The sequence below is a fragment of the Bradyrhizobium sp. Ken64 genome (genome assembly GCF_055807555.1).
In genome coordinates this window covers 24,966-40,909 of the sequence record NZ_JBVVPA010000007.1, presented here as the reverse complement: position 1 = coordinate 40,909, position 15,944 = coordinate 24,966, and the positions used below count along the sequence as shown (strand labels likewise).

16 protein-coding genes are annotated in these 15,944 nt (G+C 63.5%); 8 read left to right on the top strand and 8 right to left on the bottom strand.

Annotated elements, in window-relative coordinates; genetic code table 11:
- Positions 1 to 102 precede the first annotated feature (102 nt).
- The 4 genes from AC0L2F_RS14300 to AC0L2F_RS14285 all read left to right on the top strand — a co-directional run bounded on the left by AC0L2F_RS14300 (position 103) and on the right by AC0L2F_RS14285 (position 3,321).
- Complete coding sequence (locus AC0L2F_RS14300) at positions 103 to 864, top strand: SDR family oxidoreductase (protein WP_473248797.1); 762 nt, start codon at positions 103 to 105, stop codon at positions 862 to 864.
- Positions 865 to 1,155: 291 nt separating this feature from the next.
- Positions 1,156 to 1,710, top strand: a complete 555-nt coding sequence (locus AC0L2F_RS14295) for a fasciclin domain-containing protein (protein WP_007604237.1) — start codon at positions 1,156 to 1,158, stop codon at positions 1,708 to 1,710.
- A gap of 183 nt (positions 1,711 to 1,893) precedes the next feature.
- Positions 1,894 to 2,523: a cytochrome b/b6 domain-containing protein gene (locus tag AC0L2F_RS14290; protein ID WP_007604239.1), complete on the top strand. Its 630-nt coding sequence runs from the start codon at positions 1,894 to 1,896 to the stop codon at positions 2,521 to 2,523.
- Between the two features lie 15 nt (positions 2,524 to 2,538).
- On the top strand, positions 2,539 to 3,321 hold the full coding sequence (locus tag AC0L2F_RS14285) for a molybdopterin-binding protein (RefSeq protein WP_007604241.1): 783 nt from the start codon (positions 2,539 to 2,541) through the stop codon (positions 3,319 to 3,321).
- Positions 3,322 to 3,453: 132 nt separating this feature from the next.
- Here AC0L2F_RS14285 and AC0L2F_RS14280 read toward each other — a convergent pair whose 3' ends face one another.
- Entirely contained in the window at positions 3,454 to 4,656 is a 1,203-nt protein-coding gene (locus AC0L2F_RS14280; protein ID WP_473248796.1) for a YbfB/YjiJ family MFS transporter, read from the bottom strand.
- A 132-nt stretch (positions 4,657 to 4,788) separates the two neighbouring features.
- Between AC0L2F_RS14280 and leuB the strand changes: the two genes are divergently transcribed.
- Positions 4,789 to 5,901, top strand: a complete 1,113-nt coding sequence (gene leuB / locus AC0L2F_RS14275; protein WP_007604245.1) for a 3-isopropylmalate dehydrogenase — start codon at positions 4,789 to 4,791, stop codon at positions 5,899 to 5,901.
- 157 nt (positions 5,902 to 6,058) lie between these two features.
- Here leuB and AC0L2F_RS14270 read toward each other — a convergent pair whose 3' ends face one another.
- Positions 6,059 to 6,445: a hypothetical protein gene (locus AC0L2F_RS14270; RefSeq protein ID WP_027514960.1), complete on the bottom strand. Its 387-nt coding sequence runs from the start codon at positions 6,443 to 6,445 to the stop codon at positions 6,059 to 6,061.
- A gap of 156 nt (positions 6,446 to 6,601) precedes the next feature.
- Positions 6,602 to 7,402 (bottom strand): hypothetical protein, encoded by an 801-nt coding sequence (locus AC0L2F_RS14265; RefSeq protein ID WP_473248795.1) that lies wholly within the window; start codon positions 7,400 to 7,402, stop codon positions 6,602 to 6,604.
- A gap of 116 nt (positions 7,403 to 7,518) precedes the next feature.
- Between AC0L2F_RS14265 and AC0L2F_RS14260 the strand changes: the two genes are divergently transcribed.
- Positions 7,519 to 8,553 (top strand): aspartate-semialdehyde dehydrogenase, encoded by a 1,035-nt coding sequence (locus AC0L2F_RS14260; RefSeq protein WP_007604250.1) that lies wholly within the window; start codon positions 7,519 to 7,521, stop codon positions 8,551 to 8,553.
- A 126-nt stretch (positions 8,554 to 8,679) separates the two neighbouring features.
- Here the strand turns inward: AC0L2F_RS14260 and AC0L2F_RS14255 are convergent, their stop codons facing one another.
- Complete coding sequence (locus AC0L2F_RS14255; protein ID WP_063992331.1) at positions 8,680 to 9,324, bottom strand: carbonic anhydrase; 645 nt, start codon at positions 9,322 to 9,324, stop codon at positions 8,680 to 8,682.
- Positions 9,325 to 9,434: 110 nt separating this feature from the next.
- Here AC0L2F_RS14255 and AC0L2F_RS14250 point away from each other — a divergent pair, with 110 nt between their 5' ends.
- Entirely contained in the window at positions 9,435 to 10,316 is an 882-nt protein-coding gene (locus AC0L2F_RS14250; RefSeq protein WP_473248794.1) for an HpcH/HpaI aldolase/citrate lyase family protein, read from the top strand.
- 55 nt (positions 10,317 to 10,371) lie between these two features.
- Here AC0L2F_RS14250 and AC0L2F_RS14245 read toward each other — a convergent pair whose 3' ends face one another.
- Positions 10,372 to 11,310 carry a helix-turn-helix transcriptional regulator gene (locus AC0L2F_RS14245; RefSeq protein ID WP_473248930.1) on the bottom strand — a complete coding sequence of 313 codons (939 nt, stop codon included), beginning with the start codon at positions 11,308 to 11,310 and terminating at the stop codon, positions 10,372 to 10,374.
- Positions 11,311 to 11,871: 561 nt separating this feature from the next.
- On the opposite strand from AC0L2F_RS14245, the gene AC0L2F_RS14240 reads away from it, so the two are divergent.
- Entirely contained in the window at positions 11,872 to 13,548 is a 1,677-nt protein-coding gene (locus tag AC0L2F_RS14240; protein WP_473248793.1) for a methyl-accepting chemotaxis protein, read from the top strand.
- 132 nt (positions 13,549 to 13,680) lie between these two features.
- On the opposite strand, the gene AC0L2F_RS14235 is transcribed toward AC0L2F_RS14240, so the two are convergent.
- From AC0L2F_RS14235 to leuD, 3 genes are all read right to left on the bottom strand, one after another.
- Positions 13,681 to 14,100 carry a hypothetical protein gene (locus AC0L2F_RS14235; RefSeq protein ID WP_473248792.1) on the bottom strand — a complete coding sequence of 140 codons (420 nt, stop codon included), beginning with the start codon at positions 14,098 to 14,100 and terminating at the stop codon, positions 13,681 to 13,683.
- Positions 14,101 to 14,327: 227 nt separating this feature from the next.
- Positions 14,328 to 15,113, bottom strand: coding sequence for a glycosyltransferase family 32 protein (locus AC0L2F_RS14230; protein ID WP_473248791.1), 786 nt, complete (start codon positions 15,111 to 15,113; stop codon positions 14,328 to 14,330).
- A 136-nt stretch (positions 15,114 to 15,249) separates the two neighbouring features.
- On the bottom strand, positions 15,250 to 15,855 hold the full coding sequence (gene leuD, locus AC0L2F_RS14225) for a 3-isopropylmalate dehydratase small subunit (protein ID WP_018459795.1): 606 nt from the start codon (positions 15,853 to 15,855) through the stop codon (positions 15,250 to 15,252).
- Positions 15,856 to 15,944: the final 89 nt, after the last annotated feature.

The following is a 15,944-nucleotide window of genomic DNA, read 5'->3' as shown; positions in this document are numbered from 1 at the left end:
TCGACCGCAAGGCTTGACCACAAGGCTCGTCAGACAAGGCCGGTCAAAACCGAGGGCTGGATTAGCAAAAACCGCCCCGATGAAGCAACGGAGACAGTTTGCATGACCAAAAACGGGAAACGCGTGGCCTGGGTCACGGGCGGCGGCAGTGGGATCGGGGAGGCCGGCGCCGAAGCGCTGGCGGCCGACGGCTGGACGGTGGTGGTCTCGGGCCGGCGCAAGGACGCCCTCGATACCGTGGTTGCGAAGATCACCGGGGCGGGCGGCGCCGCCGAGGCCATTGCGCTGGACGTGTCCGTCGCCGCCGCGGCCCAGAAGGCGGCTGATCAAATCGTCGCGAAGCACGGCCGGATCGACCTGCTGGTCAACAATGCCGGCATCAATGTCCCCAAGCGCAGCTGGAAGGACATGGAACTGGAGGGCTGGGATAAGCTGGTCCAGGTCAATCTCAACGGCGTGCTCTACTGCATGCACGCGGTGCTGCCGACGATGCGCAAGCAGCAGGACGGCTCCATCATCAACGTCTCGTCCTGGGCCGGCCGCCACGTCTCGAAAATGCCGGGCCCGGCCTACACCACGACCAAGCATGCGGTGCTGGCGCTGACCCATTCCTTCAACATGGATGAATGCGTCAACGGCTTGCGCGCCTGCTGCCTGATGCCGGGCGAGGTGGCGACCCCGATCCTGAAGCTGCGCCCGGTGGTGCCAAGCGAGGAGGAGCAGGCCAGGATGCTGCAATCCGAAGATCTCGGCCGCACCATCGCCTTCATCGCGAGCATGCCGGCGCGAGTGTGCATCAACGAACTGCTGATCAGCCCGACGCATAACCGCGGGTTTATTCAAACGCCGCACAACAGGGATTGAGCGGCAGCAAGTAGCCCGGATGGAGCGAAGCGTAATCCGGGACCAGTCCCTCCGTATGCAACAACCCGGATTACGCTTCGCTCCATCCGGGCTACAACGCCTCACCCCACGAACACACCCGCACTTAGTTTCACGCATCACAAAGAAGTTTTGTTCGAAACCGCTTCGCAAACCCTCCCGTAATTCGAGCCAACGACGTCGCTGCTGCTTTGCGCTCACAGGTCGCAGCCACCGTTGTTGCCCACTCGAACGCCGGCAATCGCCGGTCACAATCCAATCGGGAGACCCTCCATGTCGAAGCGCATTGCCTATCTCGCTGCCGCCGCGTTCAGCACCCTGGCCATCACCGCGACGGTTGTCGCGCCCGCCCGCGCCGAGGAAAAGACCGTCATGGTCGGCGGCGCCGCGATGTTCCCGTCCAAGAACATCGTCCAGAACGCCGTCAACTCGAAGGACCACACCACGCTGGTGGCGGCGGTGAAGGCGGCCGGCCTGGTGCCGACGCTGGAAGGCAAGGGCCCGTTCACGGTGTTCGCACCGACCAACGCCGCCTTCGGCAAGCTGCCGGCCGGCACCGTCGACACTCTGGTCAAGCCCGAGAACAAGGCGACGCTGACCAAGATCCTCACCTATCATGTCGTGCCCGGCAAGCTCGAGGCGTCCGACCTCACCGACGGCAAGAAGATGAAGACCGCCGAAGGCGAGGAGCTGACGGTGAAGAAGATGGACGGCAAGGTCTGGATCGTCGACGCCAAGGGCGGCACCTCGATGGTGACGATCTCCAACGTCAACCAGTCGAACGGTGTGATCCATGTGGTCGACACCGTGCTGATGCCGGCGACGTAATACCGCGCGGTCCGGCTTCATCCCCCGAACCGGATGCGACGAAATGGCGAGCCGGGGGTGCCCGGCTCGCTTTATTGTGAACATGATACCCCGCCGGTATCGATTCGATGCCGGGCAGGGCGTAACGAAAGCTGACGCATCGGCGTATAATTGCTGTCAGACGATGTTCAGGACGGAACCGCCATGTCGAGCCTCACTGTCACCGACGAGCAGGTCAGCGCCACCCCGGCCAAAGTGATCCAGCCGGCCTGGGTCCGGGTCATGCACTGGATCAACGCCCTCGCCATGATCCTGATGATCCTATCGGGTTGGCAGATCTACAACGCCTCGCCGCTGTTCGGTTTCAGCTTTCCGCGCGACTACACGCTCGGCGGCTGGCTCGGTGGCGGCCTGCTCTGGCACTTTGCGGCGATGTGGCTGTTGATGATCAACGGCCTCGCCTATCTCGTCACCGGCTTTGCCACCGGCCGCTTCCGGAAAAAACTGCTGCCGATCACCCCGTCCGGCGTGCTCCACGATGTCAGGGCTGCCCTGACTTTCAAGCTCGGCCATGCCGATCTCACCGTCTACAATTACGTGCAGCGGACGCTCTATGCCGGCATCATCCTGATCGGCGTGATCATTGTGCTGTCGGGGCTGGGAATGTGGAAGCCGGTGCAGCTGCACTGGCTCGTGTCCCTGTTCGGCGACTATCCGACCGCGCGCTACATCCATTTCTTCTGCATGGCCGCGATCTGCGCCTTCCTCGTCATTCACGTTTTACTCGCGCTGCTGGTGCCGAAGAGCCTGCGCGCGATGATCATCGGCCGCTAGAGCGGAGAGAGAGTCATGGCGAAGCGCTCATTCCTGATCCCCGGCGTCGACAAGCGGCTGCTGATCAAGGATTCCATCAAGACGATGCCCGATGTCACCCGCCGCCGCTTCATCGCGGGCGGCGCCAGCTTAGGGGCGCTGACACTCCTCACCGGCTGCGACGTGATCGACTCGTCCTCCGCCGAGGAGATGCTGAAATCCGTCTCGAAATTCAACGACGCCGTACAGGCCTTCATCTTCAATCCCGACGCGCTGGCGCCGACGTTTCCCGAGAGCGCGATCACAAAGCCGTTTCCGTTCAACGCCTATTACGATCTCGACGACGCGCCTGACGTCGACGGTGCCGACTGGAAGCTCGAGGTCCGCGGCCTCGTCGACAACAAGAAGTCGTGGACGCTTCCGGAATTGTACAAGCTGCCGCAGGTCACGCAGATCACCCGTCACATCTGCGTCGAGGGCTGGAGCGCGATCGGCAGCTGGACCGGCACGCCGATGCGCGACTTCCTCAAGCTGATCGGCGCCGACACGCGCGCCAAATACGTCTGGTTCCAGTGCGCCGACAAGGACGGCTACAATTCTCCGCTCGACATGCGCACCGCGCTGCATCCGCAGACCCAGATGACGTTCAAATACGCCGGCGAAATCCTGCCGCGCGCCTACGGCTTCCCGATGAAAATCCGCGTGCCGACCAAGCTCGGCTTCAAGAACCCGAAATACGTGGTGTCGATGGAAGTCACCAACGACTACAAGGGCGGTTATTGGGAAGACCAGGGGTACAATTCGTTCAGCGGGAGCTGATCGTCGCTCCGGCGAAGCTGCAGTAGGGTGGGTTAGCCCTGCAGATGCGCGAAGCGCATCTGCTCGGCGTAACCCACCTCTTTGGTTTCCGCGGCGACAGAAGTGGTGGGTTACGCCTTCGGCTAACCCACCCTACTGCACCGGTCTTTTGGCCGGCCCCACCTTCCTCTGGCACAGCGCGGCAACCGCGCCCAGCGCCAGCAGCGCCGCCGACACGTTCAGCGCGTAACTCAAGCTCCCCAACGCGTCCGTGATCGCGCCGACAACGATCGGGCCGAGCGTCTGGCCGACGCCGAACGAGATCGTCATCGCCGCAATCGCGGTCGGCCACACCTCGGGCGGATAGTTGAAGCGCACGAAGGCGGTGGTCGAGCCGACCACGGCGAAGAAGGCGACACCGAACACGACCGCCGAGACCGCGAGCCATGCCGGCGAATGCCCGAGCATTGGCAGGGCGGCGCCGAGCGCGTTGGTGCCGAGGATGATGGCGGTGGCCAGCCCGCCGCGATCGAGCGCGAGGACGCGGCGCCAGGCCCATGGCGTGACGAAGGCGCTCAGTCCGATCAGGCTCCAGAACGCGGCCTGCGCCGCGGCCCCGCCGCCGCCGTCGCGCACATAGGCGATCATGAAGGTCATATAGGCGATGTAGCCGGCGCCGAACAGGAAGTAGCCTGCGAGATAGATCAGCACGGGAAAAATCGCGAAGGCGCCGTGGCTGCCTTGCGAGAAACGCACGCCGCTCTCGATGCGGACCAGGAACAGCGGCACGGTCATGACGACGGACAGCAGGGTCATCGCCCACCACACGATCCACCACGAGCCCGGCCCGAAATATCGCAGCGTGAACGGGGCGATCAGCCCGGAGGAGAGAATGCCGATGCCGGGCCCGGCGTAGAACAGGCTGAGCAGGAAATTGGCCCGCTCCGGGCGTGACTGCGCGATGGATGCGGCCAGCGCACCGCCGGCGACGAAGCCGGCCGCGGCGCCCACGCCCAGCACGAGACGGGCCAGGCTCAGCGCGACGAAATTCCCGGTCAGCGCGCAAGTCGCAAGCGCGGCGACGCAGGCCAGGGTTCCGCCGCGGATCGCGGCCGACCAGCCGACCCGTTCGATCAACCGGGATGCCACCAGGGCGCCGACGAGATAGCCGACGGCGTTGATGGTGTTCATGAAACCGGCCGCCGAGTAGGACCAGCCGAGGTCCTCCCGCATGTCGGGCAGCACCAGCGAATAGGCGAAGCGGCCGATCCCCAGCCCGACCGTCGCGGCGAGCGACAGGGTCAGGATCAACCGCGCGGGATGGGCATCGGGTGGAGGGCGGTCAGGTGCGTGCAAGGGGTACTCCGGCATGCACAGTGTGGCAGGCCCTGCCCGCCTTGCACAGCTGCGAAGGCGGCAATGGTGTCTTGCCAAGCACGCATCGCCGCTCTAGCACTCCGGCCGAAATTGACCTCAGAGGAAACGACCATGGCGACCCACAAACTGCTGCTGCTCCCCGGCGACGGTATCGGCCCCGAGGTGATGGGCGAGGTGAAGCGGCTGATCGACTGGCTCAATTCGGCCGGGATCGCCAAGTTCGAGACCGACACCGGCCTCGTCGGCGGTTCGGCCTATGACGCGCACAAGGTGTCGATCTCGGAAGGCGACATGGCCAAGGCCAAGGATGCCGACGCGATCATCTTCGGCGCGGTCGGCGGCCCGAAATGGGACGCGGTGCCCTACGAGGTGCGCCCCGAAGCCGGCCTGCTGCGCCTGCGCAAGGATCTCGGTCTGTTCGCCAACCTGCGTCCCGCCGTGTGCTACCCGGCGCTCGCGGAGGCCTCGAGCCTGAAGCGCGAGGCGGTCGAGGGCCTCGACATCATGATCGTGCGCGAGCTCACGGGTGGCGTCTATTTCGGCGAGCCCAAGACCATCACCGATCTCGGCAACGGCCAGAAGCGCGCCATCGATACCCAGGTCTACGACACCTATGAGATCGAGCGCATCGGCCGCGTCGCCTTCGAGCTTGCGAAGAAGCGCAAGAACAAGGTGACGTCGATGGAGAAGCGCAACGTCATGAAGTCGGGCGTGCTCTGGAACGAGGTCATGACCCAGGTCCACAAGCGCGAATACCCCGACGTCACGCTCGAGCACCAGCTCGCCGATTCCGGCGGCATGATGCTGGTGAAGTGGCCGAAGCAGTTCGACGTCATCGTCACCGACAATCTGTTCGGCGATATGCTGTCCGACATCGCTGCGATGCTGACGGGATCGCTCGGCATGCTGCCCTCGGCATCACTCGGCGAGGTCGACGTCAAGAGCAAGAAGCGCAAGGCGTTGTACGAGCCCGTACACGGCTCGGCGCCCGATATCGCAGGCCAGGGCCTCGCCAATCCGATCGCGATGATCTCGTCCTTCGGCATGGCGCTGCGTTACTCCTTCGACATGGGCGCGCTCGCCGACAAGGTCGACGCCGCGATCGCCGCGGTGCTGGCCAGCGGCCTGCGCACCGCCGACATCAAGTCGGAAGGCACCACGCCCGCATCGACCACGCAGATGGGCGAAGCGATCTTGAAGGAATTGCAGAAGCTGCACGCCTAGAGTCGTAGCCCGGATGCCCGGATGGAGCGAAGCGAAATCCGGGGTTCTTGCCAAGCGTCGAAAATCCCGGATTGCGCTTCGCTCCATCCGGGCTACATCACAAACAAAAATGGCCGGGCGCGAGCCCGGCCATTTTGATTCGGTCGATTTGTCCGCCTCAGTACAGCGGGAAATTCTGCGGATAGCCGCCAACATCCTGCGGCGTGCTCAGCGGCTGGCGATCGATCGGGCGGTTGAGATTTTCGCGCGCGAAGGTCGGATAGCCCACCGCCGGCGGGAAGGCGTAGTCCGAGAACTTGCGGTCGCCGGGATTGACCTCGGTGCCGCCGTCGAGCCAGGAGCGCTTGCTCACATAGATGCGGGTGCGGCCCTGCTGATAGCTCGAATTGGGGCCGCTCGGGCCGTAATAGTGACGGCCGCTGTCATAGCGCTGCTTCTTGGTGTCGGCCGAGGCGGGTGTCGCGAAGGCTGACGACATGGCAATCACGGCGCCGGCCGCAAGCCACATCGCCAGTTTGTTCGCGGCAGAGAAATTCGAGCTCATCACGTCCCCTTCAGGCGGCAAGCCGCCAATCAATTTCGCCCTCATACTAACCCGGCCGGGGCGGCTGCAACTAGGTCTATTGGGTCACACCAGCGCTGAATAATCGTGCGCGTCGGCAAAAGTTGCATGGATACAGCAACTTGAGCTTGATGCCGGTCAGAGCGCGCCGCGCAATTGCGCATTGGCGGCGCCGAGCAGCCAGTCCGACGCGCTTGGAAGCGCGCAGGGGCGGCGCTTCAGCTCCGCATGGGCGAACAATTCGGCCAGCTTCGGCTCGTTGCCCGAGGTCAGCAGCGTCAGCCGGTTCAGCGTGCAGGCGATCGCGGCGCGCCGGGCGGGCAGGCTGTCGCCCTGGCAGGAGAATCCGGAGATCTGGAGTGCCGGCTCCTCGCTGCGCTTGAGGTAGCCAAGGCAGGCCCGCGCGCCCTCCGCGGTGCCGGTCGGCCGGAACAGGGCGACGGGGCCGAATTTCGTGTCGATCAGGCCGGCCTGCTCCAAGGGGGTCGCGGTGCCCAGTCCCATCCGGACGGCCAGATCCATTGCTGCCGGACGCGCCACGTCGAATTCGCCGCCTTCCCGGTAAATCTCGAGCTCCGCCATGAGTTCGGCCATGGGCTTGTCCGCGTCGCCCGCCCAGCGCATCACGTCCCTGCGGCCGCCTTCGGGGTGCCTGAGGATGGTGTAAGAGGTTGTTTTGTCTGACGAATCGAGCTGGCTGAGGGCGAAGGCCGGAGGCGAGCGGTCGGCCACGCTCCAACCCGGCTTCAGCACCGGTTCATCGTCGCGCAAGTTTGGCAGCTGGCCGAGTGCCGCAAGGCCGAGGATGGCAAACAGCACCAAAACCCCCACATAGGCGAACAGGCGCGCCAGCGTGCCGACGACCTCGTCGGCGAAGGCTGCAAGCGCCAGATGGATCTGGGTGGGGTTTGCGGCCGTGCTGGCCTCGGGCGACTGCATCCACGTCCCTAAGGCATGGTCCAACGTTGTCTTGAGGCCGGTTCTCGCATAGAAGCGCTGCTCTTCCTGTTTAAGCCTCAGCTTCAGGAAAGAGCTTTTTCGTCGGAGAGTGAACGATGGGTTACAAAGTCGCAGTCGTCGGCGCGACCGGCAATGTCGGACGGGAAATGCTCAACATTTTGGATGAGCGCAAATTCCCCGCGGACGAGGTGGTGGCCCTGGCCTCACGCCGCAGCATGGGCGTCGAGGTCTCCTACGGCGACCGCACCCTGAAGGTCAAAGCGCTCGAGCATTACGATTTCTCCGACGTCGACATCTGCCTGATGTCGGCGGGCGGCGAGGTGTCGAAGGAATGGTCGCCGAAGATCGGCGCCGCCGGCACCGTCGTGATCGACAATTCCTCGGCCTGGCGCATGGATCCGGACGTGCCGTTGATCGTGCCGGAAGTGAATGCGGACGCGACCGCGGGCTTCAAGAAGAAGAACATCATCGCCAATCCGAACTGCTCGACTGCGCAGCTCGTGGTCGCGCTGAAGCCGCTGCACGACAAGGCGACGATCAAGCGCGTCGTGGTCTCGACCTATCAATCGGTGTCGGGCGCCGGCAAGGATGCGATGGACGAACTGTTCTCGCAGACCAAGGCCGTCTACACCAACCAGGAGCTGGTCAATAAGAAGTTTCCCGCGCGCATCGCCTTCAACGTCATCCCCCAGATCGACGTTTTCATGGAGGACGGCTACACCAAGGAAGAGTGGAAGATGATGGCGGAGACCAAGAAGATTCTTGATCCCAAGATCAAGCTCTCCGCGACCTGCGTGCGCGTGCCTGTTTTCGTCGGCCATTCCGAGGCCGTCAACATCGAGTTCGAGAACCCGATCAGCGCGGACGAAGCGCGCGACATCCTGCGCAAGGCGCCGGGCTGCCTCGTCATCGACAAGCATGAGCCCGGCGGTTACGCCACGCCGTATGAAGCCGCCGGCGAGGACGCTACCTATATCAGCCGCATCCGCGAGGACGCGACGGTGGAGAACGGCCTCGTGCTGTGGTGCGTATCGGACAATCTACGCAAGGGCGCCGCGCTCAACGCGATCCAGATCGCTGAAGTCCTGATCAACCGCAAGCTGATCAGCGCGAAGAAGAAGGCGGCGTAACTCCCCTGCCGTAGGGTGGGCAAAGGCGCGGAGCGCCGTGCCCACCATCTCTCCACGATCGCGATAGAAGCGGTGGGCACGCTACGCTTTGCCCACTCTACGAATTCAAGCCGAGCCGAGGCAGGCTTACGCCACGCTTCGCGCGTTCCTGAATTCCTTCGCCGCCTTGTCCAGCACGAACAGCGATCCCTCCGCGACGCCGAAATATGCGCCGTGGGTCTGCATCTGGCCGGAATCGACCGCCTTCTGCACGAAGGGGAAGGTCATCAGGTTTTCCAGGCTGCGGAACACCGCGGCCTTTTCGATGCGCTCGACGAATTGCGCCATGGTCTCGTGGTCGCGCTGCTCCACCACCTCGCCCGGCTTGATGAACATCTGCATCCATCTGCCGATGAAGTCGCCGGGCGTGAGCGGCTCGATCTTGTCGACGAAAGCGCGGATGCCGCCGCACTGGGCGTGCCCGAGCACCACGATGTGCTTCACCTTCAGCACCGTCACGGCATATTCCAGCGCCGCCGAGACGCCATGCGCGTTGCCGTCGGGCTGATACACCGGCACCAGATTGGCGATGTTGCGGACCACGAAGAGTTCGCCCGGCCCGACGTCGAAGATCACTTCGGGCGAGACGCGGCTATCGCAGCAGCCGATCACCATGACTTCAGGGAACTGCCCCTTCACCGACAGCTCGCGGTAGCGGGTCTGCTCGGTCGGCAGCCGCTGGGTGGCGAAGGCCTTGTAACCTTCCAGCAAATGCTCTGGGAATGTGTTCATGGCCTATGCCTAATCATATACCGCTGGGACGAACAAGCCTTTCGAATAGGCAGGCCAGATGCTATCGGCTTCGGTCGGAAGTGAGACGAGGAAACGGAAGGAACGCTTGCATGACCCGCCCGCGCCGCAGCCATCTGTTCATGCCCGGCTCCAACCCCCGCGCGCTGGAAAAGGCGCGTAATCTCGCCGCCGACGGTCTGATCCTCGATCTTGAAGACTCGGTCGCGCCCGATGCCAAGGCGGTGGCGCGCGACGGCATCGCCGCCGCGATCACGGCCAAAGGGTTCGGCAAGCGCGAGATCCTGATCCGGACCAACGGCCTCGACACGCCCTGGTGGGCCGACGACGTCGCGATGGCGGCGAAGGCCTCGCCCGACGGAATCCTGGTTCCAAAGGTTTCAAGCGTCGAGGACCTCGAAACGATCGGCCGCCGCCTCGCCGAGCTCGGCGCGGCGCCGACCGTAAAAGTCTGGGCCATGATCGAGACCGCACGCGCTGTGCTGCATGCCGAAGAGCTGGCGGCCGCGGGGCGCGATCCAGCGCGGCGCCTGTCAGGCTTCGTGTTCGGCCCGAACGACATCTCGCGCGAGACGCGCATCAAGATGCTGCCGGGCCGCGCCGCGATGATCCCAATGATCACCCATTGCATCCTGGCGACGCGTGCCCATGGCCTCGAAATTCTCGACGGCCCCTACAGCGACATCGCCAATTCCGACGGTTTCGCCACCGAATGCGCGCAAGGCCGCGATCTCGGTTTCGACGGCAAGACACTGATTCACCCCTCGCAGATCGAAGCCTGCAACGCGATCTTCACTCCGCCCGAAGAGGAAGTCGCGCGCGCCCGAAAGATCATCGCGGCGTTCGAGCTGCCGGAGAACGTCTCGCGCGGCGCGATCCGTCTCGACGGCGCCATGGTGGAGCGCCTGCACGCCGACATGGCGCGGCGCACGATCGAGATCGCGGACGCGATTGCGGCGATGGGCAGGGGCTGAGGACTCGCCGCTTTCGACGGCGCTTTGCTGCGAATTCAGGAATTGCGTCGTCGCGTCACTGTCTCCGTCTCGCATTCTTCAAGGTTTCGGATGGCAGCTCGCCGACCGCTCGCCGATATTCCGATGCAAAGCGCCCAAGATTTTGGAAGCCACATTTGAACGCGACGGCAACGACGCTGGTCTGCTCATCGGGATGTCGCAAGAGTTCCGTCGCGCGCTGAAGCCTGATGCGCCGCGCGCACTGGCCCGGAGATCCCCGCCCCGTCACGGAGAATTCCCGATAAATCGTCCGCACACTGACGTTGGCGATTGCGGCAATCTTCTCCAGGTCGATTGGTTTGTCCCAATGAGCCTCAATGTAGGATTCGACGATGTCGATGACGGACCGGTTGGCGCCCGGCGCCGGGCCCTGAAGCCGATCGGTGAAATTGTGCCGGTGCGCCAGAAGGATCCGCACCATCAACGCCCGCTCAAGTTCGCCGATGGCTATGGGCGAGTAATCCTGTCCGAACCTGTCCAACTCCTCCGCGAATCTGAAGACGTCCTGACGAACATAAGTCATCACCGCCGGATCAGCTTCGCCAGGGACGAAGCGCAGCTTCATGTCGCTATCATCGCCCAGGATTGTCTTCAGCAACCGCTCGAGTGCGCCGGCATCGATCCTCAGCACCAATTGGCGATAGCCGGGCGCAAACTCCAGATCCAGCCTGGCGTCTCCGGAGATGATCGGACTAAAGGCGCCAATGGACTCGCTGCTCCCATTGGTCCTGAAGCTCGCAGCCCCCTGGATGGAAAACATCTGGCGGAGAACTTGCGATTCGGGAAAGGAGAGCGACGCCGCGCCGTCGTAGCTGCAGAACGCGAGGCCGGTCGATTGCAAACGAGCGAAATTGGCCTGGATACCGAACTCGCGGCCGTGCCTGTCGAAGCGGTCGGCGCCATATTCGGCGAACAGGCGGTCGCGCGCGAACTCGCTATCGCAGGATTGAAGCAAAGGATATCGGTCGAGATAAGAGACGCCGCCCAAATCAGAATCCTCAAAGGCTCAAACTACTGGATCGCCATTCCGGCGCTACCAATTGGAAATTGCATGGCATGACGCCGCGGGAGTGGTTGACACTAGCCGGAGCGTGAACCTGCATGCGAAGTTGTGCCGCTGCGACAAAATGTCTGGACACCCGACGCAAATGTCTGAACGTTTTTCTTGTGCTCATGGATCACCGTAAGCCGGGGTGAGAGCGAATAATGCCGGCCGCTTTGCCGAATACCGATAACGATCTCGGGCCGGCGTTCGCAGTTCAGGGCCACTGGCCTCTCTGAGGCGTCCGCAAAGCTCGATGCGACTCTGCCCGGCCGGTCGAGCTGGCAGAATCCGGCCACCGTGTCTTCGATCGGACAAATACTCTGATAATTCGATTCGTTTATCTGCTTCATGCGCAGGGTCGCGTATCGGACGAACAGCTGGTCCCTACGAAATCCCGAGCAAGACCATGAATGCTTAAACCGTTTGGAAGCACATGCGCTGCCGACGAAGCATCAATTTCGGAGCGATGAAATGTTCGGTCGTAAATCCCGCATCGATGCACAATCTCAGATTGAAGCAATCGGCCGTTCGCAGGCCATGATCGAATTCAATCTTGACGGGACCATCATCACGGCTAACAAGAATTTTCTCGACGCCCTCGGCTATCGGCTCGATGAAATCCAGGGCAAACATCATTCCATGTTCGTTTCCGCCGACCAGCGCGACGGCGCCGAGTACAAGGCGTTCTGGGGCGCGTTGAACCGCGGCGAGTATCAGGCGCGCGAGTTCAAGCGAATCGCGAAAGGCGGCCGCGAGGTCTGGATCGAAGCGTCCTACAATCCGGTGCTCGACGGCAACGGCAAGACGGTGATGGTTGCCAAGATTGCGACCGACATCACCGCGAAGAAGATCCGCAGCATGGCGGACGCGTCGAAGATCGCCGCCATCAGCCGTGCGCAGGCCGTGATCGAGTTCAAGCTCGATGGCACCATCGTCACGGCGAACGAGAATTTCTGCAAGGCGCTCGGCTATTCGCTCGCCGAGATCGAGGGCAAGCATCACCGCCTGTTCGTGCCCCAGAGCGAGCACGACGGCTCTGCCTATCGCGAACTCTGGGCCAAGCTCAACCGCGGCGAATACCAGTCCGGCGAATACAAGCGGATCGGCAAGGGGGGGCGCGAGGTCTGGATCCTCGCCTCCTACAATCCATTGCTCGACGAGAACGGCAAGCCGTTCGGCGTCGTCAAGTTCGCCACCGACGTCACGGCGGAGAAGCTGAAGACCGCCGATCTCGCCGGTCAGATCGCGGCGATCGACAAGGCGCAAGCGGTGATCGAGTTCAACATGGACGGCACGATCATGACCGCCAACGCCAATTTCCTCGGCGCGCTCGGCTATTCGCTGGCGGAGATCAAGGGCAAGCACCACAGCATGTTCGTCGAGCCGTCGGAGCGCGATGGCAATGGCTATCGCGAGTTCTGGGCGGCCCTCAACCGCGGCCAGTATCAGGCGGCCGAATACAAGCGCATCGGCAAGGGCGGCAAGGAGGTCTACATCCAAGCCTCCTATAACCCGATCATGGATCTCAACGGCAAGCCGTTCAAGGTCGTGAAATATGCGACCGACGTCACGAAGCAGGTGCTGGTCCGCATGGGCAACGAGCGCGTCCGCGGCATGATGGAATCGGTCGCCGCCGGTTCGGAGGAATTGAATGCCTCGGTGCGGGAGATCTCCGAGGCCATGACCAAATCCCGCGATACCGCGATGAGTGCAGTCGATCAGGTCGCCGCCGCCGACGCCCAGGCCCAGCGCCTCACGGAAGCGGCGCTGGCGATGAGCGGGATCGTCGAGCTCATCAACAACATCACCGGGCAGATCAATCTGCTGGCGCTCAACGCCACCATCGAATCCGCCCGCGCCGGCGAAGCCGGCCGCGGCTTCGCGGTGGTGGCCTCGGAGGTCAAGAGCCTCGCGAACCAGGCCAAGCAGGCCACCGACAAGATCGGCGCGGAGATCGGTAGCCTCAACGGCATCTCGGGAGACGTCGTCACCGCCCTGGCTTCGATCAAGACGGCCATCAGCAACGTCAGCGAATATGTGACGTCGACGGCCGCCGCGATCGAGGAGCAAAGCACGGTGACCAACGAGATGTCGACCAGCATGCAACGCGCCGCAGCGGAAGCCGCCGCGATGGCCGCTAGTGCCTGATTTTCGCGCGGACCGCGTTGACGGTCTGCTACGGGATTTGCAAGGCCGGCAGTCGAACGCGAGTAGGAACGGCTGGTGTCCGAGGAGAGCGACCGCTATCCGTTCGTCCGCTGTCGCAGAAATCCGCTCCCGTTAGCGACGCGCGTGATCCGCGCGGTCGAGCGACTCCAGTGTCGAGGCATTGGCGCAGAAGCCGTGATAGTTCTCCGCGGCGGTTCCGTCGGCCAGCTCGCGATCGCACTGGCCCTTGTGGCTGCAAAGAGCGCACACCCGCTCCATGTCGCGCAGCAGCAGCGGATGCGCGCGGCCGAGCCCTTCGGCGCTGATGCCGAGCTGCTCCAGCATCTTCGGCAGCTCGTCGGCGGAGTGCTTGCCGTGGCGGACCAACTCCTCCAGATCGTCAGGCGCGATCCGCAGATCTTGTGCGATCCGATCGAAATCAGCCCGGTCGAGCTGCCGGATCTCGTTCAGCTCGCGGCGATGCTTCAGCCAGCTTGCAAAGGACTCGATGAGGTCCTGGACAATGGGATAAGGCCTGGTTGCGGTGCTCATGCGAAGCTCCATTCGAACGGCGGAATTGGAGCGAGATTAGGCACAATGGTGCAGGTCCGCGTTGCGCTGGATCAAATTGGAATCCTGTGTCCCGGACGCGCTGCAGCGTGAAACGCTGCTGCGCAGAGCCGGGACCCATCTCGCCGCATGCTGGGCCCCGGCTCAGCAACGCACCGCTTCGCGCTGCGCTGCGTCCGGGGCACGAGTGCGCCGCACAGCGGAGAAAATTACGCGAACCGCTCCGCCGCCCACGCATACAGGCTGCCCGGGATCGGTTTCTCGCCGCCGCGGCCCTTGGGCGAGATGTGCAGGCCGATGATCTCGCGGTCGGTGACGAAGCCGAGATAGCTCGAGGGATCGAAGAACAGTTTTGGCTCGGCATGCACGGCGTAGAACGATTGCTTCGGCAAGGCGCAGTGCAGCGCGCCTGTGCGGCGCGCGAGCGCGGTGAGCGCCGCCGGCCCGAAGATCGCGACGCGGATGTCGGAGAGGCGGTTCGAGCCGCCGCGCAGGCGGCGCATCGCGAACGTGACGCGATGGCGCAGCGACAGCCAGTTCGGCGTCAGCTCCTCCTGCTCCATCAGCTCTTCGAAGGCGGCAACGATGCCATGCCCGGGCGGAAGGTAAATCACGGAGTTGCCGAGCTGGCGCGGCCGCTCCCACGCGAAGTAGGGTTTTACCGGATCGATTTCGACGGGCCTGAGCAGCAGCACGTCGGCGTCGAGCCAGAGGCCGAGGCCCTTCGCCATCAGCTTCATGCGGAAGAAGTCGCTGAACTGAAGCGTGGTCCAGTCGCGCCAGCTGCCGTCCGGCTGCGGCGGCCGCAATCGCTCGGAGAACGCATGCGGCAGGATCGCCTCGGCGTCCGCGTTGCCGACGCCGGCGGGCAGGCCCGGAATGGTGTCAAAACTGTAGACCGTGACCTTGTGGCCGGCAGCCAGCTGCGAGCGCAGACAGGTCTGGCGCAGGGCGTCCATCGGGCCGTGCCAGAAGGTGACGACGTCAGGCAGCATGCGCGGAGCTTAGAGCATGATCCGGAAAAGTGTGCAGCGGTTTTCCGACAAGATCATGCTCGAGAGATATGGGATAATCAGGACAAAGAAAAAGCCCCGGCGCTTGTAGCACCGGGGCTCGAATAAAAACTTGAGATCAGGCCCAGGCACGTTCGCGCTTGAGCTTGTCCTCATAGGTGTCGATCGAGGCCTTCTTCTCCATCGTCAGGCCGATGTCGTCGAGGCCGTTGATCAGGCAGTGCTTGCGGAACGGGTCGATCTCGAACTTGACCTTGCCGCCGTCGGGACCGCGGATCTCCTGGTTCGGCAGGTCGATCGTCAGCGTCGCGTTGGCGCCGCGCTCGGCGTCGTCGAACAGCTTGTCGAGGTCTTCCTGGGCAACGCGGATCGGCAGGATGCCGTTCTTGAAGCAGTTGTTGTAGAAGATGTCGCCGAACGAGGTCGAGATCACGCAGCGGATGCCGAAGTCGAGCAGCGCCCAGGGCGCGTGCTCGCGGCTCGAGCCGCAGCCGAAATTGTCGCCGGCGACCAGCACCTTCGCATTGCGATAGGCGGGCTGGTTGAGGACGAAATCCGGATTCTCGCTGCCGTCGTCCTTGTAGCGCTGCTCGGAGAAGAGCCCCTTGCCAAGGCCGGTGCGCTTGATGGTCTTGAGGTACTGCTTCGGAATGATCATGTCGGTGTCGACATTGATGATCTTCAGCGGCGCCGCGACGCCTTCCAGCGTGGTGAACTTGTCCATGGTTGCGCTTTCCCGGGGTGGTCTAGGGAACCGGTATTTATCGCGATCGGGGCGGAAATCCTAGGCCGAATTCGGCAGGTCTCGTCTGC